General features: G+C 73.1%; 11 protein-coding genes. 6 read left to right on the top strand and 5 right to left on the bottom strand.

Annotation, left to right across the window (positions count from 1 at the left end; all coding sequences use genetic code 11):
* The 4 genes from RMT89_RS36950 to RMT89_RS36935 form a co-directional block, all read right to left on the bottom strand.
* The coding region (locus RMT89_RS36950; protein WP_315888140.1) for a beta-ketoacyl synthase N-terminal-like domain-containing protein at positions 1-1,340 on the bottom strand (1,340 nt) is incomplete at its 3' end.
* Between the two features lie 89 nt (positions 1,341-1,429).
* The gene (locus RMT89_RS36945) at positions 1,430-3,313 is read right to left on the bottom strand and encodes an anthranilate synthase family protein (RefSeq protein ID WP_315888139.1); all 1,884 of its coding nucleotides are present in this window, start codon (positions 3,311-3,313) and stop codon (positions 1,430-1,432) included.
* Positions 3,310-3,993, bottom strand: a complete 684-nt coding sequence (locus RMT89_RS36940; protein ID WP_315888138.1) for an isochorismatase family protein — start codon at positions 3,991-3,993, stop codon at positions 3,310-3,312. Before RMT89_RS36940 ends, RMT89_RS36945 begins: the two co-directional genes overlap by 4 nt.
* Before the next feature lie 32 nt (positions 3,994-4,025).
* A complete protein-coding gene (locus RMT89_RS36935; protein WP_315888137.1) occupies positions 4,026-5,222 on the bottom strand; it encodes a 3-deoxy-7-phosphoheptulonate synthase in 1,197 nt (398 codons plus the stop codon).
* 420 nt (positions 5,223-5,642) lie between these two features.
* Between RMT89_RS36935 and RMT89_RS36930 the strand changes: the two genes are divergently transcribed.
* From RMT89_RS36930 to RMT89_RS36910, 5 genes are all read left to right on the top strand, one after another.
* Positions 5,643-6,782, top strand: a complete 1,140-nt coding sequence (locus tag RMT89_RS36930) for an acyl-CoA dehydrogenase family protein (protein WP_315888136.1) — start codon at positions 5,643-5,645, stop codon at positions 6,780-6,782.
* Positions 6,782-8,257: an amino acid adenylation domain-containing protein gene (locus tag RMT89_RS36925; RefSeq protein ID WP_399498661.1), complete on the top strand. Its 1,476-nt coding sequence runs from the start codon at positions 6,782-6,784 to the stop codon at positions 8,255-8,257. Before RMT89_RS36930 ends, RMT89_RS36925 begins: the two co-directional genes overlap by 1 nt.
* 28 nt (positions 8,258-8,285) lie before the next feature.
* Complete coding sequence (locus tag RMT89_RS36920; RefSeq protein WP_315888134.1) at positions 8,286-8,564, top strand: acyl carrier protein; 279 nt, start codon at positions 8,286-8,288, stop codon at positions 8,562-8,564.
* A gap of 40 nt (positions 8,565-8,604) precedes the next feature.
* Positions 8,605-9,150 carry a DUF1579 family protein gene (locus RMT89_RS36915; RefSeq protein ID WP_315888133.1) on the top strand — a complete coding sequence of 182 codons (546 nt, stop codon included), beginning with the start codon at positions 8,605-8,607 and terminating at the stop codon, positions 9,148-9,150.
* A gap of 109 nt (positions 9,151-9,259) precedes the next feature.
* A complete protein-coding gene (locus tag RMT89_RS36910) occupies positions 9,260-14,131 on the top strand; it encodes a polyketide synthase (RefSeq protein WP_315888132.1) in 4,872 nt (1,623 codons plus the stop codon).
* Positions 14,132-14,201: 70 nt separating this feature from the next.
* On the opposite strand, the gene RMT89_RS36905 is transcribed toward RMT89_RS36910, so the two are convergent.
* Positions 14,202-14,972: a 2,3-dihydro-2,3-dihydroxybenzoate dehydrogenase gene (locus tag RMT89_RS36905; protein ID WP_315888131.1), complete on the bottom strand. Its 771-nt coding sequence runs from the start codon at positions 14,970-14,972 to the stop codon at positions 14,202-14,204.
* A gap of 319 nt (positions 14,973-15,291) precedes the next feature.
* Here RMT89_RS36905 and RMT89_RS36900 point away from each other — a divergent pair.
* On the top strand, positions 15,292-22,221 hold a 6,930-nt coding region (locus tag RMT89_RS36900), incomplete at its 3' end, for a polyketide synthase (RefSeq protein WP_315888130.1).

Raw genomic sequence — 22,221 nt, 5'->3', positions numbered from 1 at the left:
ACCCCGAACGACGACACACCCGCCCGCCGCACCCGCTCCCCACGCGGCCACGCCACCGCCTCCGTCAGCAACTCCACCGAACCGGCAGACCACTCCACGAACGGACTCGGCTCACCGATGTGCAGCGAACGCGGAAGCTCCTCCCGCCGCAACGCCATGAGCATCTTCAGCACGCCTGCGATGCCCGAAGTGGCCTGTGTGTGCCCGATGTTGGACTTCACCGACCCGATCCGGACCGGACCGCCTCCGTCCCGCTCCTGGCCGTACGTCGCGATCAGTGCCTGCGCCTCGATCGGGTCACCCAGCTTCGTGCCCGTCCCGTGCGCCTCCACCGCGTCCACATCCGCCACCGACAACCCCGCACTGGCCAGCGCAGCCCGGATCACCCGCTCCTGCGACGGCCCGTTCGGCGCCGTAAGACCACTGCTCGCACCGTCCTGGTTCACCGCCGAACCCCGCACCACACCCAGCACCCTGTGCCCATTGCGCCGCGCATCCGACAACCGCTCCAACGCCAGCATCCCGACGCCCTCAGCCCAGGCGGTGCCGTCGGCGTCGGCCGAGAACGGCTTGGCGCGGCCGTCCGGGGCGAGGCCCCGCTGACGGGAGAACTCGACGAAGGGGGTGGGACTGGCGAGGACGGCGACACCACCGGCCAGCGCCAGAGTGCACTCCCCCTGCCGCAGGGACTGCACGCCCAGATGCAGCGCCACCAGCGAGGACGAGCACGCGGTGTCGACCGAGACCGCGGGACCCTCGAAGCCGAAGCAGTAGGACACCCGGCCCGACAGGACGCTCGCCAGGTTGCCGGCCATCGTGAAACCGGCGATCTTCTCTGGGACGTTGTCCATGTCGGGGATGTAGGCGGAGGTGGAGGCGCCGACGAACACTCCCGTCGAACTCCCCTTCAGCGCCCGCGGGTTCAGACCCGCACGCTCCAGCACCTCCCACGACGTCTCCAGCAGCAGCCGCTGCTGCGGGTCCATCGCCAGCGCCTCACGCGGGGAGATCCCGAAGAACTCCGCGTCAAAACCCGCCACATCGTCCAGGAAACCGCCGCGCCGGACATAGGAGGTGCCTGTGTGCTCGGGGTCCGGGTGGAAGACGTCGTCCGGCCAGCCGCGGTCGCCGGGGATGTCGGTGATGGCGTCGACGCCGTCCGCAACCAGGTCCCACAGCTGCTCGGGCGAGCGCACGCCGCCCGGGAAGCGGCAGGCCATGCCGACGACCGCGATGGGCTCCATCATGCTGGACTCGACCTCGTGCAGACGCCGACGCGTCTTGTGCAGGTCCGCAGTCACACGCCGAAGGTATTCAACGGTCTTCTGCTCGTCCGCCATGGAGATCAGTCCAGCCTTTCGAAGGATCCTGAGAAATCGGTGCCCGGGTCAGTGGTCGGCCGCGTGGAAGCGGTGGCAGGAGATCGCGTCTACATCGCCAGCACCCGTTTCGCGAGGGTGCTGAGGATTCGTACGCCGTCCTGGGTGAGCACCGATTCGGCGTGGAACTGGAGGGACGCGAAGTGCGGTCCCTGCAGGGCGTGCACCTCGCCGGTGACGGTGTCCCGGCAGATCTCCACGACGCCGACGCCGGGGCAGTCGGCCTTGTCGTCGCGGCTGAGGGCGGTGAAGCTGTTGTAGAAGCCGACCCGTTCGGTGCGGCCGAACAGCTCGATCTCCTTCTGGACGCCTTGGTTGAGCACCGTGCACGGGGCGAGCGGCAGGCCGAGTTCGCGGCTGAGCACCTGGTGGCTGAGGCAGACGGCGAGGAAGGCGTGCCGTTCGGCGAGCAGTGTGCGTACGGCCGCGCGCAGGTGGGCGATCTTGGGGCTGTCATCGTCCCGGGGGTCGCCCGGACCGGGGCCCATGACGACGAGGTCAAAGCCCTCGAAGTCGTAGGGCTCGTCGAAGCGGCGCACGGTGACTGCCAGTCCGATCGACCTGAGCTGGAGGTTGATCATCTCGGTGAAGGTGTCCTCGGCGTCGATGACGAGGACGCGGCGGCCGTCGAGCTGCGGGTCGGGGCGGTCGTAGTCCTGGTTGTCGGCCTGCCAGAAGGCGGCGATGGTTCCGCTGCGGTCGGCGAGGCCGCCGGCGATCTCGGGGTGGTCGGCGAAGCTCGTGGAGGTGTCGGTCATCAGCGCGGACAGCAGTCCGGAGGCCTTGGCCCAGGTCTCTGCGACTTCGGCGGCCGGGTCGGAGTGGCGTACGAGGGTCGCGCCGGTGCCGATGGAGACGCGCCCGGTGCGGTCGATGTCCGCCGTACGGATGAGGATGGCGGAGTCGAGGGAGGGGTTGCCCCGGCGGTCGTGACCGATGAGGGCGGCGACTCCGCTGTAGTAGCCGCGGCCTTCGGGTTCGTGGCGGCGGATCACGCGGCAGGCGCTCTCCAGGGGACTGCCGGTGACGGTCGGGGCGAACAGGGTCTCGCGCAGGATGTCCCGCGGGTCCCGTGCGCTGCGGCCCTCGATGAAGTACTCGGTGTGCGCGAGCCGCGCCATCTCCCGCAGGTGGGGGCCCGAGACGCGGCCGCCGCTGGTGCAGATGCGGGCCATCATCTTGAGTTCCTCGTCGAGGACCATGTGGAGCTCGTCGGTCTCCTTGCGGTCCGCGATGAATTCCTTCATGCCTTCGAAGGTGGGTCCGGCCGCCGGGTAGCGGTAGGTGCCGCTGATGGGGTTCATGACCGCGATGCCGTCGTCGAGCGTGATGTGGCGTTCGGGGGTGGCGCCGACGAAGGTGCGCTCGCCGGTGTGCGCGACGAACGTCCAGTAGGCGCCGGTCTCGCGCTCCAGCAGCCGGCGGAAGAGGACGAGCGCGGTGGCGGATTCGTAGTCGCTGATGTCGGCGACGAAGGAGCGCCGGATGACGAAGTTGGCGCCCTCGCCCTCGCCGATCTCGGTGTCGATGATCGTGCGGACGATCTCGGCGTAGGCGGTGTCGTCGGTGTCGAAGTGGCCGCCGGTGACCTGGATGGGCCGGTCCGGGACGTGGTCGAGGAAGGTGGCGACGGGGAGGGCGGCCTGGTCGGTGACGTGCAGGGCGACGAGCGGCGCTCCGTCGTCGACGCAGTCGTAGCCGCGTTCGGCGATCTGCCGGTAGGGGATCAGCACGAACAGGTCGGCGGTGGCCGTGCCGGGCGTGGCCGGGCTGCCGGCGACGGGGAGCTCGGCCAGGGTGGCGGGGGTGGACACGTCGCCGAGCAGCAGGTCGAGATGGTCGTTGCCGGAGGCTTCGGGGCGGTGCAGCAGGACGAAGGCCGGCTGCTCGTCCGCGAGCACCCGGCGCAGCAGTTCCTCAGCGGGCTTCGTCACCAGGCGCTCCCCCGGTCGGCGTGGCCGGCATGAGCGGCGAGTGTGCCGCCGAGTTCGGCCAGGAGGTCGTCGGTGGTACGGACCATGGCACAGCGTCCGGCCGCGTAGTGCAGGGCCTGCTGGTGGTGCTCGGCGGAGAAGTCGGCGACGGCGTCGGCGGCGAGGAAGGTCTGGATGTCGTGCGAGTACGCCTCGATGGCGGTGACGAGGACACCGACGTGGGCGTACACGCCGCACAGGACGAGCTGGTCGCGGCCCTCGGCGCGGAGGCGTTCGAGGAGTCCGGAGCGGAAGAAGGCGCTGTAGCGCCACTTGACGAGGGTCCAGTCGCCGTCGGCCGGTGCCAGGCGCTCGTGGACCTGCCGGTCCTCGGGACGTACGGTCATTCCGGAGCCCCAGAAGTCCTTCAGCAGACCGCGTTCCTGTTCGGTCATGCCGCCCGGCTGGGCGGTGTAGGCGACCGGGACGCCGAGCCCGGCGCAGCGTCGGCGCAGGCGGGCGGCGTTGGCGACGAGGGTGTCGCGGCAACCGCCTTCGGGGAAGGCCCGCAGGAAATAGCGCTGCATGTCGTGGACGAGCAGAACGGCCCGGGCGGGGTCCACGGTCCAGTGCGCGGTGTTGGCAGGCAGCTGGTCCGCGGTCGGCATCGGGTAGTCGGTGATGGGGGGTATCCCTGGCATCGTCTTCCTCGGCTGGTGGGTCGGGCGCGGTGCTACGCGGTCCAGGAGGCGGCGACGGACACGGCCTGCTCGGGGTTGAGCCGTGGGTCGCACAGGGTGGTGTACTTCTCGGCGACCTGTGTCTCGCGGTCGACGCTGCTCACGCATTCGGTGACCGTGTCAGGGGTGACCTCCAGGTGCAGGCCGCCGGCCACGCCTCCGACGGACCTCACGGCGCAGTGGAAGTGCTCGGCCTCGCGCAGAACGGTGTCGAGGTGACGGGTCTTGAGCCCCGCGGGCGTGGTGACGGTGTTGCCATGCATCGGGTCGCAGAGCCAGATCACGGGGTGCCCGGCGGCCTGCACCGCTTTGACGAGGGGGGGCAGCCGGTCGGCGACGGCGGGGGCCCCCATGCGGGAGATGAGGGTGAGCCGACCGGGTTCCCGGTGCGGGTCGAGCAGGGCGCACAGGCGCAGCAGGCCGTCCTCGGTCATGCCGGGGCCGACCTTGCAGGCGACCGGGTTGGTCACGGAGGCGAGCAGGGCGACGTGGGCTCCGTCCGGGCAGCGGGTGCGTTCGCCGACCCAGGGCCAGTGGGTGGAGGCGAGGTGAAGCCTGCCGTCCCCGTCGTGGCGCACCAGGGGTGTCTCGTAGTCGAGGACGAGGGCCTCGTGACTGGTGAAGACACGCGGCGCGCGCGACCAGTGGCGGTCGGTGCCGGTCCAGCCGAGGTGACCGACGACGTCGGCGGCGGCGCGGTAGCAGTCGAGCATGCGCCACGGGTCGGGGCGGCGCAGCCGCGGGTCGGGGTCGGGGCTGTTGACCATGTGGCCGCGGTAGACGGGCAGTTCGCGCCCGCCGACGGTCTCGGTGGGGCGGGAGCGGGGTTTGGCGTACTGGCCGGCGATGCGGCCGACGCGGACCACCGGTCTGTGGGTGTTCATCTGCATGGTCGCGGCGAGCAGGTCGAGCAGTCCGCTCTTGCGGGCCACGTAGTCGGCGGTGGATTCGTCGGGGTCCTCGGCGCAGTCGCCCGCCTGGATGACGTGGGCGGCGCCGGCCGCCACATCGGCGAGCAACAGGCGCAGGGCCGCCGTGTCCTCGGCGGTGACGAGGCCCGGTCGGGCGGCGAGTTCCGAGCGGATACGGGCGAGGTCGGCGTGGTCCTGCCAGTCAGGCTGCTGCCCTGCCCTTTTCCCCGCTGACTGCTTCTCCCCGGGAAAGGGAAAGGAGTCGGTCAGCCGCTGCATGTCAATTGTCTCCTTGCGCGGTACGCAGATGAACCTGCCGGAATACGCGAAGTTGATCCGTGGGATTCAGCCCTTATTGCACCGGGGGACGACGGACCGGGCGCGGGCCCCATGGTGTGCCGGTGGTGACGGGTCGCGGAACCCCTAACCTGCGCGTCCGGGCGCGAGCCGCCGGTGACCGGGGTGATCCGAACACCCCTACCGAGTCCGCCGGTTGGGTGGGGACGCGAACGGCGGGGCGGGGATAGGGGCCGGTAGGGGGTGACGTCCGTGAACGGCCGCACCTAATCTGCTCAAGCGTGCCGACGCTCATTCGGAAGAGCGATCGCGAAATTCCCGACCATCCGCTTGGCGCTTTATCCGGCCGCCCGTCCGGGTCTCCGGTGAATGCGACTCATCACGATGAGGTTCCCCTCACCCATGGATTTCGGAGTCTCTTTCGAGCAGCAGAAACGCTGCGACACCATTTTCGAGGAAGCGAGTGCCCGCTGGGGCCAAGGACCGGTGGGCACGGACGATCCCGACGCCACCCGTGCGGCGTTCCGGGAGGCCGGCCGGCTGGGGCTGACCGGCCTGTGTCTGCCACGCGATGTGGGCGGGGGCGGTCTGGGCGCACTGGACACGGCGCTGTGTCTGCAGGCGTTCGGCCGTGGCTGCGCGGACCTGGGTCTGGCGTTCGCGGTGGCGGCGCATCTGCTGGCCTGTGCGGTGCCGGTGCGGGATTTCGGGTCCGAGAAGGCGCGCGGTGAGCTGCTGGCCGGGCTGGCCTCGGGTGAGCTGATCGCCTCGAACGCGATGACGGAGGACGAGGCCGGTTCGGATGTGGGCGCGCTGCGCACGGCCGCGCGGCGGGCCGGTTCCGGGTTCGTCCTGGACGGGCGCAAGTCGTGGGCCAGCAATGCTCCGGTCGCCGACGTGGTGGTCACCTACGCGGTGACCGATCCGGACGCCGGATTCCTCGGGATGTCGGCGTTCGGGCTGCCGAGCCGGAGGCCGGGTTTGGTCCTGGGCTCGCCGCTGCCGAAGATGGGGCTGACGGGCTGTCTGGCCGGTCAGGTGCACTTCGAGGAGTGCGCGGTTCCCGAGGAGTATCTGCTGGGCGAGGAGGGGCAGGGCTCGGCCGTCTTCCAGCACTCCATGGCATGGGAGCGGGCCTGCCTGTTCGGGATCTACCTCGGGATGATGGAGCGCCAGCTGGGGCAGGTCGTCGAACACGTCTCACAGCGGCGGCAGTTCGGACACCGGCTCGGCGAGTTCCAGGGCGTCTCGCACAAGGTCGCGGTGATGCGGCAGCGGCTGGAGAGTGCCCAGCTGCTGCTGTACCGGGCGTGCTGGCTGATGGACGAGGGCCGTGACCCGGTGGCCGCGGTCGCCCTGTCGAAGGTCGCGGTCTCCGAGGCGGCCGTGCACAACTCCACCGACGCGGTGCAGCTGTTCGGCGGCCGGGGGTATCTGGCCGGCGGTGCCGAGGAGCAGTTGCGCGACTCGGTGCCCAGCACGCTGTTCTCCGGCACCACGGAGATCCAGCGCGAGCTCATCGCGAAGGACCTGGGACTGTGATTCTTCATCGACTGGTGGCCGACGCGGCGAAGGTGCACGGCGAGCGTACGGCGATCGTGGCCGCGGACGGGGAACTGACGTACGCGGAGCTGGACTCCAGGGCGGACCGGCTGGCCCGCGGGCTGCGGGCGCTCGGCGTGGGCCGGGGCGACCGGGTGGTGCTCTGGGGCGACAAGTCCGCGGCGGTGATCACCGCGATGCAGGCGGTGCTGCGGCTCGGTGCCGCCTATGTGCCCGCCGACGGCTCGGCGCCCGAGCACCGGGTCGCGGTGCTGGCCCGCGACTGCGCGGCCCGGGTGGTGCTGACCACCGAGGAACGCACCGGCCCGCTGGGCGAGTTGCTCGCCGGTGAGATCGCCGTCGCGGAGCTGTCGGCGGCGCGGGAGCACGGCACGGACGAGCCGCAGGACGCGCGGATCGACGAGCCGGTGGATCCGGACGACCTCGCCTACATCCTGTACACCTCCGGTTCGACGGGCGCCCCGAAGGGCGTCTGCATCAGCCACCGCAACGCCCTGGCGTTCGTGGAGTGGGCGGTCGAGGAGCTCGCCCCAGGTCCCGCCGACCGGTTCGCCAACCACGCGCCGCTCAACTTCGACCTGTCCGTCCTCGACCTGTACGCGGCCTTCTCCGCGGGCGCGTCGGTCCATCTGATCGCCGCCGAACTCGCCTATGCGCCCGCACAGTTGGTGGAGTTCCTGTACGACCGGCAGATCACGGTGTGGTATTCGGTGCCGTCCGCGCTGACGCTGATGATGCGCGAGGGCGGGCTGCTGGAGCGACAGCCGCCGGCCGGGCTGCGCGCGGTGCTGTTCGCCGGGGAGCCGTTCCCCATCGCCCAGGTGCGCGCGCTGGCCGGCTGGACGCAGGCCCGGCTGCTGAACCTGTACGGGCCCACCGAGACGAACGTCTGCACCTTCCACGAGGTACGGCCGCAGGACCTGAAGCGCGACCGGCCGGTGCCGATCGGCGTCGCCTGCTCCGGCGACCGCGTCTGGGCGCGGCGGCCCGACGGCGAGGTCTGCGGCCCCGGCGAGGAAGGTGAGCTGATCACCGACGGCCCGACGGTGATGCTCGGCTACTGGGGCAACGAGCCGCACCGGGGACCGTACCCGACCGGGGACGTGGTGCGGGTCCTCGAACCCGGGCTCTTCGACTACGTCGGCCGCCGCGACCACATGGTGAAGGTGCGCGGCCACCGCATCGAACTCGGCGACGTGGAGGCGGCGTTGACCGCGCACCCTGCGGTCGCCGAGGCCGTGGCCCTTGTCGTGGGCAGCGGAATCGAGGCCCGCCTGGTGGCCTTCGTCGTGCCCGCCAAGGGCCTGGACGTCGGCGTGCTGGAGCTGCGCCGGCACTGCGCCGAGCGCCTGCCGCGCTACATGGTCGCCGACGAGTTCCGTACCGCCGCCGAGCTGCCGCGCACCCGTAACGGCAAGGCCGACCGCGCCGCGCTGGCGGCCGCACTCCAGTGACCTCGCACCGTATCGGAAGGAATGTCAGATGACCGACGTCACCGGGACCGACGAGGTCACCCGGGCCATCACCGAGTTCATCCGGGAGCGATTCCTGGACGGTGACCCGAAGGGCGAGCTGGAGGTGGACACCCCGCTGCTCGCCTGGGGGGTCCTCAACTCCCTGAACACCGTGCTGCTCCTCAACCACATCCACGACGAGCTGGGCGTCAAGGTCCCGCCGTCACGCATCAGCGCGCGGGACCTGAAGAGCGTACGCACCATCGCCTCGGCCGTCCGCGAGCTCGCGGCCCGCCCGGGCGCCTGACCACCACCTGTTCACCCCGGCACGACATGAGGAGCCAACGATGACCGACAGCACGCCGACCGCCGAGGACGAGAAGGTCGCCGACTACCTCGACAACCACCGTCCCACCGCCCGCCCGGTGAAGAAGGACACGGGAGTCTCCCCGCGAATGAAGGAACTCGACTTCCTGCTCGGCAGGATGACCGTCTCCTTCGACACCGGCGTGAAGATGGAGGCGCTGACCCAGCCCATCATGGGCGGGCACTACTACCAGATGGACCTGAAGTCCACCTACGCGGACGGCTCGCCGAAGCTCGAAGGCAAGTGGATCATCGGCTGGAGCGAGGTCGACCAGCACTTCGAGTCGTACTACGTGGACACCCTGGGAACGCTCGGCGTCTCCACGTCGGTCGGCTGGCAGGGCGACCACCTGGAGTTCATCGGCGAGCACGTGCTGGGCGAGGTGGGCGTGCGCACCCGTTCCAAGGACTCCTACGTCCCCATCGACGAGCGCCACTTCAAGCTGGAGGCGTACGTCGAGGTCAACGGTGAATGGAAGCTGTACGACATCCAGGACTGCCATCTGACGCCGCTCTCGGAGCTGTGAGCTGACGTACCGCACACCCCGAACCGACCCCGGCGGCCCCCGGCCGGTGCCGCGCCCGACGCCACGGCACCGGCCGGGGGCCGCCTTGTTCTGAGGAGCCCAGCGCCCCATGGCGGACGAAGAGAAGCTTCAGAGGTATTTGCGGAAGGCGACGGCCGAACTGCGCCAGGCACGCGGGCGGCTGGCGGCCGAGGAGGCGAAGAACCACGAGCCGGTGGCGATCATCGGGATCGGCTGCCGGTTCCCCGGCGGCGTGCGCTCGCCGGAGGACCTGTGGCGGCTGGTCGACGGCGGCGAGGACGCGCTGTCCGGGCTGCCGGAGAACCGGGGCTGGAACCTGGCCGGCTCCCTGCCGGGGCTGCAGGGCGGGTTCCTGCACGACGCCGACGAGTTCGACGCCGAGTTCTTCGGCATGGAGGCGGCCGAGGCCCTGGCCACGGACCCGCAGCAGCGGCTGCTGCTGGAGACCGCGTGGGAGGCGTTCGAACGGGCCGGGATCGACCCGACGTCCGCCAAGGAGACCCGTACGGCGGTGTACGCGGGCCTCCAATTCGCGGGCTACCCGCTGCTGCTGCGCGAGCCCCCGGGCCCGGACATCCAGGACTATCTCGGCTTCGGCAACTCGGTGGGCGCCGGCTCGGGCCGGGTCGCCTATCTGATGGGCCTGCTGGGCGCGGCCGTCACCGTGGACACACAGTGCACGTCCTCGCTGGTGGCGGTGCATCTGGCGTGCAAGGCGCTGCGCAACGGCGAGTGCACGCTGGCGCTGGCCGGCGGGGCCGCGGTGATGTCGCTGCCGACCACGCTGCTGGAGTTCCGCCGCACCGGGAAGCTGTCCCCGGACGGCCGTTCCCGGTCGTTCGCGGCCGCCGCCGACGGGGTGAGCCTGTCGGAGGGCGCGGGGATGCTGCTGCTGGAGCGGCTTTCGGACGCGCGGCGCAACGGTCATCCGGTGCTCGCCGTCGTCCGGGGCTCGGCGATCAACCAGGACGGCGCGACCAATGGCATGTCCGCTCCGCGCGGCCAGGCGCAGGAGCGGGTCATCCGGCAGGCGCTGGCCGACGCCCGGCTGTCCGCCGAGAGCGTCGACGTGGTCGAGGGCCACGGCGTCGGCGCGACCCTCGGCGACGGCGTCGAGGCCAGTTCCGTCATCACCGTCTACGGCAGCGAGCACTCCCCCGAACATCCGGTGCTGCTGGGCTCGGTGAAGTCCAACATCGGCCACACGCAGACGGTCGGCGCGATCGCCGGCATCACCAAGCTGGTGATGGCGCTGCGCCATGAGCGGGTCCCGGCGACGCTGCACGTGGACGCGCCGACGCCGCACGCCGACTGGTCGTCCGGCACGGTCGAGCTGGCCACCGAGGCCTGCCCCTGGCCGGCCGGTGACCGGGTGCGCCGGGCCGCCGTGTCCTGTCTGACCCTGAGCGGGACCAACGCCCACCTGGTCCTGGAGGAGCCCCCCGCCGAGGAGAGCGCCGAGCCGGCCCCCTCCCCCGCCGCGCCGGTGGCCTGGCCACTGTCCGCGCGCACGCCGGCGGCGCTGCGCGAGCTGGCGGCACGGCTGCGCGAGGCGGTCGGCGACGCCGATCCCCGTGATACGGCGGCCGCCCTGGTCCGCGGCCGTCCCGCCTTCCGGCACCGGGCCGTCGTCGTCGGCGGCGACCGCGAGGAACTGCTGGCGAGCCTCGACGCGCTCGCCGCCGGGCACACCGACGCCGGTGCGGTACAGGGCGCTGCCGACCCGCGCGGCCACGCGGCGCTGCTGTTCGGCGGCGGCTCCCCGGCGCGGCCCGGCGGCGCGCTGGGGCTGTACACGGCATTCCCGCTGTTCGCCCGTGCGCTGGACGAGGTCTGTGAGCGGCTGGACGGATCGGTACGCGCCGCACTGCTCGACGCCGCGCGGCCCTACGCCTCCCCTGCCGCCTCCCGCCTCGCCGGGTTCGCGCTGCAAGTGGCCCTGCACCGGCTGCTGACCGCCTTCGGGGCGGCGCCCCGGCAGGTGGCCGGGTTCGGCCTCGGTGAGGTCGCCGCCGCGCACGCCGCCGGGGCGCTCGGCCTGGACGACGCCTGCGTCCTGGCAACGGCCCTGGCCCGGGAGGCGGATGGGGAGCCCTGCGCGGGTCTCGCGTCTGTCGCGTCGGTGTCGGTGCGGGCCGGAGAGGACGAGTTGCGCGAGCAGACGGAGGTGGCCGGGGGCGACATCGTCGTCGCCGCGATGGACGAGCCGGACGCCACGGTCCTCACCGGGCCGACGGACGCGATCGCCGCCCTCACCGAACGCCTGCGGGCCCAGGGCCGTGGCGTCCGCGCGCTGGAGCAGACCCATGTCGTGCGGACCGTCGACCCCGCTGCCCTGAGGAGCGCGGTCGCCGAGCTGTCGGCGGCCGAGCCGAACGTGCCCCTGGTCTCCGGAAGCGATGGACAGGCCGTCACCGCACGCAAGTTGGCGGACGCGCAGTTCTGGGCCGGGCGCTTGACGCAGCCCAGCCGTCTCGTCGACGCCGTACGGCTTCTGCTCGCCCGGGGCGTGAGCCGGTTCGTGGACCTCGATCCGCGGGCCGCGCTCGCCCCGCTGGTCGCCCGCGCCGCCGCCGGCCAGGGCGAGCCCGGACGGACCCTGCTGCCCGTAAGCCTGCTGACCGGATCCGACGAGCCGGACGACGGGCCGCGGGCGCTGCTGTCCGCCCTGGCCGCCCTGTACGCCGACGGGGTTACCGTGGACTGGGAACCGGCCCTCGAAGGCCACACGGCCCGGCGCGTGGACCTGCCGACCTACCCCTTCCAGCGCCGGCGCCACTGGCTGGTGCCGCCCGACGGTGCCGCCCCGCAGCCGCTGCCGGGGGCCGCGGCCCACCCGCTGCTGGGTGCTCCGATCGAGCTGGCCGGCACGGGCGAACGCCGGTTCGGCGGACGGGTCGCCGACGGTACCCCGGCCGGGGCCGCGCTGCCGCGTGTGCACGGCACCGCGCTGCTCTCCCCCGCCGCCCTCGTCGACTGGGCGCTGGCGGCGGCCCGGCACGGCCGGGCCCCGCAGGACGCCCCGCGCACCCTGCGCGAGGTGCGCCTGCACGCCGTACCGGAACTGCCCGCCGACGCACCGCTCGTTCTTCAGACGGTCGGCGAGGAGGAGGAAGGCGGCGAGCGGGTACGGGGCTTCGTGCGCGCGGGCGCCGGGTGGCAGCCGTCGTTCACCGCACGGGTGGGCGGCCCGGACGCCGAGCGCGCCGACGACCGCGACCGGCCCGAGGAATCGGACCCCGAGCAGTGGCACCGGCGGCTGTGGCGGCTGGGCGTACCGCAGGAGCAGGCGGCGGGCCGGGTCACCGCGCTGTACACCGGCCCCGGACGCGCCGAAGCGGTCGTGGAGCACACCGCGACCGCCGCCGGCCCCTGGCACCTGCCTCCCGCGCTCCTGGAGACGGTCCTGCGGATCGCGGCGCTGGCGGCCGAGGACGATCCGGCGCCGGTGCTGCGCACGGTCGCCTCGATCGACCGGATCACGGTGCACGGCTCGCTGCCGGCCGCCTCGCGGGTGACGGCACAGCGCCGCCCGGAGGGTTCGGTCACGCTTGAGGTCACCTCCGAGCAGGGCGAACCGCTGCTGGTCGCCGAGGGGTTGCGGCTGCGGCCGGCCGAGGACGAACAGTCGCCGACGGCCGCCGTGGGACTCATGGCGCACGAACTGCACTGGCAGCCCCTCGCGGGCGCCCTGCGCACGGCGGTGCCCGGCGCGCGCGACGGCAGCTGGCTGATCCACAGCGCCGACACCGCCGCCGCGGAACAGTGGCGCGAACAGCTCGCGCTGGCCGGAGTGCCCGCCTTCGTGCTGGCAGCCGCCACGCAGCCGGACGGCGCCGATGACGGGGTGCTGCCGCTGGACGCGGCGGCGGAGGACGCGTTCGAGCAGGTCCGCAAGGAACTCGCCGAACGCGGCACCACGGTCGCCGGTCTGCTGCTGCACGACGAGACCACCGCCGTCTCGCAGGTGGTACGCGGCTTCCTGCGCGCCTGTGCGACGGAACGGCCCGCCTTCGTGCTCTGCTCCGGCACCACGGATCCGCAGGCCGGGCTCGTCCCCGCGCTGGCCCGCACGACCGCCTGGGAACACCCCGAGCTGCCCTGCGTGTCCGTCGAGCTGACCGCCGCCGAACCCCTGCCGGACGCTGCCGAACTGCTGGGCCGCGCCGCACAGTTGGCGGGGTCGGGCCGGCTGTCGTGGCGCGGCGGACGCTGGTACGAGGCGCGGCTGCGGACGCGGCCGCTCGACGTCGGGGCCGCCGGGCCCGCGATCCGCGGAGACGCCGCCTATCTCGTCGTCGGGGACGGCCCGGAGGCGCTCGCGGCGGCGGACTGGCTCACCGCGCGGGGGGCCGGCTCGGTGGCGCGGGTCGCCGACGACCCGGCCGAGGTCGCCTCGGCGCTGAGCGCCGGACCCGCCGTGCGGGGCGTGGTGCGTCTGGCGTCCGAGACGCCCGAGCGGGCGCTGGCCGACTGGGACGGCGCCGGGTTCGAGCAGGCGCTGGAGCAGGCCACGGCTGTTCCCCGGCTGCTCGACGAACAGGCCGGAGACCTCGACTTCCTGCTCCTGTGCTCGCCGCTCGCCACCCTTCCGGGCCGTGCGGGTGCGGCGGTGGCGACGGCGGCGGCCGAGTACGCCGACGCACTCGCCTTCAGGCGGCGTACGGCCAGTACGGCGGCGCTGAGCGTGGCCTGCGGGCCGTGGCAGGGGGCGGCAGGCGGCGGTGTCGCGGAGCTAGCGGCCTCGGGCCTGCATCCCATCCCGGTCGGCCGGCTGCTGGACGCCGTCTGGGCCGTACCGGACCTCTCCGGGGCGTCTGCCGCGGTGGGCCGGGCGGACTGGGGCCGCTACCGGGCGGCCGCCGAACGGGCCGTCCCCTACGTGCCTTTGGAGGGATCGTCCACGGACACCGACACACGGACGGTCGGCTTCGGGCAGGGCAACATGAACACCAACTGACCGGCCCCCTACGGAGAACCGGCCGTCCCGCTGTGCGCGGGACGGCCGGTTTCCTGTTGCTGATCGGGCGTCAGACGCCGAGGGTGGCGCCCCCGTCGACGGTGAGGTTCTGGAGGGTGACGTGCCCGGCCGCGTCGGAGAGCAGGAAGACCACCGCGTCCGCGATGTCCCGGGGACGGGCGATCTTCAGCAGCGGGATGCCCACCTTGTACGCCGGGAGGGAGCCGTCGATGGCGTTCTGCGCGCCGTCGGCGCCGGACCACAGGGTGCGCATCATGTCGGTGTCGGTGGAGCCGGGGCTGACCACGTTGCAGCGCACCCCGTGCCGGCCGACCTCCAGGCCGAGGCACTTGGTGAACGCGATCGCCGCGGCCTTGGACGCCGCGTAGGCGGCCATGTGGGTGCGGGCGGTGCCGGCCGCGTTGGAGGCGATGGTGACGATGGCCCCCGAGGAGCGGGCGACCATGCCCTCCACGACCGCCTGGGACATCAGGAACACGCCGGTGGAGTTCACCGCGAAGGTGTCGTTCCAGTCGGCCGTCGTGATGGCGTCGACGCCGGACGGACGCAGCACTCCGGCCGCGTTCACCAGGTGGTCGACCGGGCCGAGCCGCCGCTCGATCCCGGCGACGACCGCGCGCACCTGGCCGAGGTCGGAGACGTCGGCCGGGAAGGCGTGCGCGGTCAGCCCGTCGGCGTCCAACTCCTTGACCAGGACGTCCAGTCCGCCCGCCGTGATGTCGACCGCCGCGACCGTCGCGCCCTGCTCGGCGAGCGCGCGGACCACCGCCGCCCCTATGCCGCCGGCTGCGCCGGTGACGACTGCGACCTTCCCTTGCATCTGCGGACTCCTCGCGTGTGTAAGGACCTCGGCGCGGATGCCGAGTGCCTGCGCGGCCGTCGGGCCGGCGAACGCGCAGACCGTTCCTTCCAGCTTCGCGAGCGCGGGGCCGCCACCGGTACCCGTAGCCACCCCTAGAAGCGGCCCTGCCGGCAGAGCCCCGCCCCGGTTTCGCGGGCGGGCGGTCTTTAGGGGGCGGATAGGGGCTGACACCCCCTGACGGCCGTTCATAGCATCGCCGGGCCGTCGCCCTGCGCCGATGAAGTCCCGCGCCGACGGATTCTCCCACTTCCGGGTCCTGCCCAATCGGAGGGAACTGATGAGCACCGATTCCGGCAACGGAAAGCAGTCCGACGACATGATGGAGCCCATCGCCGTCGTCGGTGTGGGATGCCGCTTCCCCGGCCGGATCAGAAGCCTCGACGCGTTCGGGCGGCTGCTGACCGAGGCGACGGACGTCTTCTCGGACGTACCGGCGGACCGGTGGGGACCCGAGCACGCCGAGCGGGCGGGCCGGCCCGGCGGCATCTCCAACGGGCGGGGGGCCTTCCTCGACGACATCGACCGCTTCGACGCCCACTACTTCGGGATCAGCCCCCGCGAGGCGAGCCTGCTCGACCCGCAGCAGCGCCTCGTGCTGGAGGTCGCGTGGGAGGCGATGGCGGACGCCGGCCGCACACGCGAGGAGTGGCGCGGGACCCGGACCTCCGTCGTCCTCGGCGTGCTGGCCCGGGACTACGAGCTGCTGCACGCGCGCACCCTCGGCATCGACGACATCGGCCGGCATCATGTCAGCGGCTTGGAGGCCAGCTTCGCGGCCGGTCGGCTCGCCTATTCCTTCGACCTCAACGGCCCGGTGAGCACGGTCAATTCGGCGTGCTCCTCCTCGCTGCTGGCGGTGCACCAGGCGTGCCAGAGCCTGCGTGCCGACGAGTGCGACACGGCCGTGGCAGGCGGTGTCAGCCTGCTCATCACCCCGGACATCAGTGTCTTCCTCAGCCAGGTCGGGGCGATCTCACCGACCGGCCGCTGCCGGCCGTTCGACGCGGACGCCGACGGAATCGTGCGTGGCGAGGGCGCGGGCGTCGTGGTCCTCAAGCGGCTGTCCGACGCGCTGGCCGACCAGGACCGCATCCACGCGGTGATCCGCGGCTCGGCCACCAACAACGACGGCACCAGCCTCGGCCTGACCGTCCCCAACGCCGTCGCCCAGGCGGACCTGTTGCGCACGGCGCTGCGCCGCTCGGGCCTTGCCGCCACCGACGTCGACTACGTCGAGGCGCACGGAACCGGCACGGCCATCGGCGATGTCATCGAGGTCGACGCGATCGGCTCGGTGTACGGCGAGGGGCGCGATGCGGACAACCCGCTGCTGATCGGCTCGCACAAGGCGCTGCTCGGGCACATGGACGCGGCAGCCGGCATCGGCGGCCTGCTGAAGTCGGTGTGGATGGTCAGCTCGGGCACAGTGGCCCGGCAGCCGTACGTCGAACGGCTCAACCCCCGTGTCGACTGGCGCGGCGGCGCGGTCACCGTGCCGACCGAGAACACCCCGCTCGCCCCGGCGGACCGGCCGGTCCGGGCCGGCGTCAGCGCCTTCGGACTCAGCGGCACCAACGTGCACGTCGTCGTGGAGGCGCCGCCCACACCCGGGCAGGCGTCCGTCGAGCGTCCCGCCGGCCGTCCGTACACGCTGACCGCCTCGGCGTCCACGGCCGCCGGTCTGACCGAACAGGTAGCGCTGCTGCGGGAGTTGGCGGAGCTGACCGACGAGGCCGACCTCGCCGACCTCGCGGCCTCGACCACCACCCGCAGCACCCACGAGGCACACCGCCACGTCGTGGTCGCCGAGGACCGCGAGGAGATCCTGCGCGCCCTCGACGCGCCGGGCGAGGGTGTCTCGGGCCATGTCCCGGACCCCGAGAGCGCACCCGGCCCGGTGTTCGTCTTCTCCGGTCACGGCACCGGGCGGCCGGGCCGCGTCATGGACCTCTACGAGGACGACGCGCAGGTCCGTGAGGTCCTGGACACGCTCGCGGAGCTGATCCACGCCGAGGCCGGCTGGTCGCTGCTCGAAGCGCTGCGCGCGGATCACCCGTCGCCGCGGCTGCCCGTGGCCTTCGCCGCCCAGGTGGCCGCGGCTCGCTGGCTCACCTCCCGGGGCGTCGTCCCGGCGGCGGTCGTCGGCCAGGGACCGGGTGAGGTCGCCGCTGCCGCCGTGGCCGGCGCGCTCACCCTGGAAGACGCCACCACGGTCGTCCTGCGCCTGGCCGCCGCGCTCGACGAAGTCGCCGATCGTGGCGCGCGGTTCGCGGTTTCCGGTGCACAGGACACCGTCACCGAGGTCCTGGAGTCGGCCGGCGGGACGGTCGCCGTGGTCGCCGTCGACGGGCCCGAGTCGCTGGTGATCGCCGGGGCTCGCGAGGAGGCCGAGCGGGCCGTTCAGGCGCTGACGGCGCGTGGGCTGCCGTGCCGTCCGCTGGACGGCGGCATCGCCGCCTACGGCCCACTCGCGGCGGACCTCGCGCCGCGCCTGGAGGACGAGCTGGCCTCGCTCACCCCGGTGACGCCCGGCGTGCGGATGCCGTCCACCGTCGAGGCGGGCACCGACTCCCCGCTGCTCACGGCGGCCTACTGGGCCCGCGCGCTCACCGCCCCCGTACTCCTGTGGCCCGCCCTGGACGATCTGCTGGCCCAGGAGGACCGCCCGCTCGTCGAGATCGGCCCGCACCCCGTTCTGACGGCCACGCTCACCGAGGCACAGCGACTGCGCGACCGGCAGGCGCCGGCTCTCGCGCTGCTCGACGAGGACACCCCCGGCACGCTCGGCGCGCACCGGGCGCTGGCCCGGCTGCACACCGCGGGCGTCCCGGTGTCCTGGTCGGCGGTCACCGGACGCCCGAGCCGCTACCGTACGCTGCCCGTCCCTTCCTGGGGCGGCGGACGATACTGGCTGCCCGGCGTGGAACGCGGCGCCCAGGGCGTCACCGATCCCGCCCGCACCGCGCCCGCCGTCAGTGGCACGGCGCCCGCCCGGATCCGAGTGTCGCTGCTGGACGAGCAGGGGCAGGTGACGTCCGAGATGTACGCCGTGCCGAGCGGGACACCCGTCCCGGCGCCGGCTGTCGCCACCCCGCCGCCCGCTCCGGCCGCCGCCTCCGTGGCACCGCAGCCCGTCCCGGCCCGTGCTGCCGCCTCCGGCGCCGATGTCGGACGGCTCGGTGAGCTGCTCACCGGGATCGTCCGCGAGCTGCTGGGCCTGGGCCAGGACCAGCCCGTGGCCCGTCGACGCGGCCTCTTCGAGCAGGGGCTCGACTCGGCCACCGCCGTGGCGCTGCGCACCCAGTTGGAGCAAAGGCTGGGCATCTCCCTGCCGACGACCGTCATCTTCGAGCATCCGACGGTGAACGAACTGGCGGAACATCTGGCGGGGTTGGTGCCGCAGCCGTCGGACGCGGGCGTTGCGGCGGCCACGGGTGTGACTGCGACCGCGGCCGTGGGCACTCTGGCCGATCCCACGCCCTCCCCCGCCCCCACCGCCTACGATCACTCCGCCGACGAGGGCATCGCCGTGATCGGCATGAGCTGCCGGGTGCCCGGCGCGTCCACACCGCAGGAGTTCTGGGAACTGCTGCACGGCGCCAAGGGCGTCCACGGGGACTTCCCCGAAGACCGTCTGCGCGACCCCGTCTGGGCCGAACTCGACTACGTGGCCGCCCTTCCCGGCTCCTACCTCGACGACATCGCGTCCTTCGACGCGCCGTTCTTCCGGATCTCCCCGCGCGAGGCCAAGCTGCTCGACCCGCAGCAACGGCTGTTCCTCGAAGGCGCCTGGGAGGCCCTGGAGCACGCGGGCTGCCCGCCGGACACCCTCGAGGGCCGCCCGGTGGGCGTGTACGCCGGTCTGTCCATGGCGGACTACCAGTTTCTGGTCGCCCGGGACATGGACAGCGAGAGCCTGAACCTCTACCACGGCACCGGCACGTCGTTCGCCGCGCTGGCCGGCCGGCTGTCGTACATCCTCGGGCTGCGCGGTCCCAGCATGACCGTGGACACCGCGTGCTCCTCCGCGCTGACCGCCGTACACCTGGCCTGCCAGGCGCTGCGCACCGGCGACTGCGAGGTCGCCGTCGTCGGCGGGGCCAGCGCCATCGTCGCGCCCAGCCCGCTGATGGCCTCCATGGCGGGCAGCAACGCCCTCGCGGCGGACGGCCGGTGCAAGACGTTCGACGAGAGCGCCGACGGGTTCGCCTGCGGCGAGGGGGCCGTGGTCCTGGTGCTCAAGCCGCTGTCGGCGGCCGTACGCGACGGCGACGAGGTGCACGCCGTGCTGCGCGCCAGCAGCGTCAACCAGGACGGCGCCTCCGGAGGCCTCACCGTCCCCAACCCGGTGGCGCAGGTCGAGGTCGTTCGCAAGGCCGTCGAGCGGGCCGGCTGGGCACCGCACGAGGTCGACTACGTGGAGACCCACGGCACCGGCACGCCGCTCGGCGACCCGATCGAGGTGTCCGCGCTGGCCGAGTCCCTCGGCGCGGGCCGCGCCCCGGAGCACCCGCTGCTCATCGGCTCGGCCAAGGCCAACATCGGCCATCTGGGCGCGGCGGCGGGCGCGGTGGGTCTGCTGAAGGTCGTACTCGCCCTGCGCAACGGTGAGTTGCCCCCGCATCTGGTGGAGAAGCCGTCGACCCGCATCGACTGGGACCGGCTGCCCGTCGCCCTGGTGCCCGAGCCGCGGCCCTGGCCCGAGCACGCCCGGCCGGCGCGCGCCGGCGTGAGCGCGTTCGGCTTCAGCGGCAGCAACGCCCACGTCCTCGTCGAGCAGTACCGGGGCCCGGTACTGCCGCCCGTGGCGCCGGACGACGAGGTGCACGAGCGCGTGTTGGTGGTCAGCGCCGCGACCCCGTCCGCGCTGCGGTCCGTGGCGCTGCGCACCGCCGAGCGTCTTGACACCCTGCCCGAGCGGCTGGACGACCTGATCTTCACGGCCACCCATCGGCGGGCCTGGCTGGAACACCGCCTCGCCGTGGTGGGCCCCGACGCCCAGTCGCTCGCGGCCGGGCTGGAGGAGGCCGCGTTCGGCGAGGCCGGTCCCACCACGCGCTCCGGCCAGGCCGAGCGGGGGGCGCGGGCCACGGTGGCCCTGCGCTTCGGCGACCGCCTGCCCGCTCGTGCGACGCTAGAGCGCTGGGCGACCGTCTCCCCGGCGTACCGCAGGGCCCTGGACGAGTACCTGCGCCTGCTCGACACGCTCGACGGGGCGCGAAGGGAAGAGCTCGACGGCCCCGCTCTGACGTTCTGTCATCAGGCCGCCGCGACCGAGGCGTTGCGCTCGTACGGCGTGACGGTCGACGACGCGGTGGGTGAGGGCGTCGGCGCGGTCACCGCCGCCTGGGCCTCGGGTCGGCTGACGTCGGGCGACGCGCTGCGCCGCTGCATCGGCGGCGACCTGGGCGTGGGAGCCGAGGAGGAGTCCACCGTGTGGTGCGACCTCACGGTGGACGTCCTGGCCGAGGACTCCACGCCCGGGCTCCTGGCGGCCGAGCTGTTCGCCGCCGGTCACCGCCCGGTCGCGCCGGCGGGCCCGGCCCGCCCGCCAGTCGAGTTGCCGGCCTACCCCTGGGAGCATCAGGACTACTGGTACCGGGACTTCCCGGCCCCGCAGGCCACCACCTGGACGCTCTCCGACGACACGGAAACCGGTCTGCGCGCCAGGGCGGGTGAACTGGCCTCCTTCGTACGGGAATCAGGTGCCGGCTCCACCGCGGTGGGCCGCGCGCTGCTGGCCCGCCCGGCGCTCCGGCACCGGCTGGCGGTCGTCGGCAAGGACGACTCGGCCCTGCTGACCGCACTGGATCACATGGCGGCGTCGGGCATGACGACGGGCCGCGCCGTCTCGGGTCGGGCGGCATCCGGCGGCACGCGGGTGGCGCTGGTGTTCCCCGGGCAGGGTTGGCAGTGGCTGGGCATGGGCCGTGAACTCCTCACGGTTTGCCCGGAGTTCGCTGGCGTCGTCGCCCGGATCTCGGCCATCGTCGAGGAGTTGGCGGGCTGGTCACTGCTGGACGTGCTCGTCGGCGCGCCGGGGGCCGCGGACGTGGCGCGGGTGGACGTCGTCCAGCCGCTGATGTTCAGTGTCATGGTCGGCCTGGCCCGCGTGTGGGAGTCGATGGGTGTGGTCCCCGACGCGGTCGTGGGTCACTCGCAGGGCGAGATCGCGGCGGCCTGCGTGGCCGGGATCCTGTCCCTGGAGGACGCGGTGCGCGTCGTGGTCTCCCGGTCCGCGGCGATCGTGGACATCGCCGGCGGAGGCGCGATGCTGTCGGTCGCCGCGCCGGTCGCCACCACCGAGGAGGTGCTGGAGAAGTGGGCCGGACGGTTGTGGATCGCCGCGGTCAACGGACCGTCCTCGACGGTGGTCGCCGGTGATGTGGAGGCGGCGCTGGAGTTCATGGCGGCCGGTGACGAGCGCGGGCTGCGCGTGCGGCGCATTCCCGTGGACTACGCCTCGCACTCCCCGCATGTGGAGGCGGTGCGCGAGCGGATCCTGGGTGGGCTCACCGGGCTCACCCCGTCGGCGGGCCGCATACCGATGTACTCGACGGTGACCGGCGAGGTCGCGGACGGGGCGCGGATGGACGCCGCGTACTGGTACCGGAACCTGCGCGAGCCGGTGCGGTTCCAGGACGCCACGCGAGCGCTGCTGGCCGCCGGTACCGGTGTGTTCATCGAGTCCAGCGCCCATCCGGTGCTGGTGATGGGCATCGGGGAGAGCGCGGCGGAGCAGGGGCAGGAGGTGACCGTCACCGGCACGCTGCGGCGCGACGACGGTGGGCTGGAGCGGTTGCAGACCAGCGCGGCCCAGGTCTGGGCCGCCGGCGTAGACCTCGACTGGGGCCCGCTGCTGCCTGCCGCCGACACCAGCGTCGTACTCCCGGGCGACGACGACACGGACGGTTCGGCCGGCGTCGCCGCCGACCCGGAGCAGGAGCGCTTCTGGCGTCTCGTGGAGCGGGAGGACTCCGAGGAACTCGCCGGACTGCTGGGGCTCGCCGGCCCTCAGGAGCGGAGCCTGATCAGTGACGCGCTGCCTGTCATCTCGCAGTGGTGGCGTACGCGGCGGGAATACGCGGCGGTGAGCGAGTGGCGCTACCAGATCACGTGGCAGCCGCTGGAGGTTTCTGCGGAGCAGCCGGACCTGTCGGGGAAATGGCTGGTCATCGCGCCCGCCTCACACACCGACCACGAACAC

The organism is Streptomyces sp. P17 (assembly GCF_032436805.1).
GTDB lineage: Bacteria > Actinomycetota > Actinomycetes > Streptomycetales > Streptomycetaceae > Streptomyces.
The sequence above is the reverse complement of the archived record's forward strand: the minus strand, read 5'-3'. Positions and strand labels throughout refer to the sequence as shown.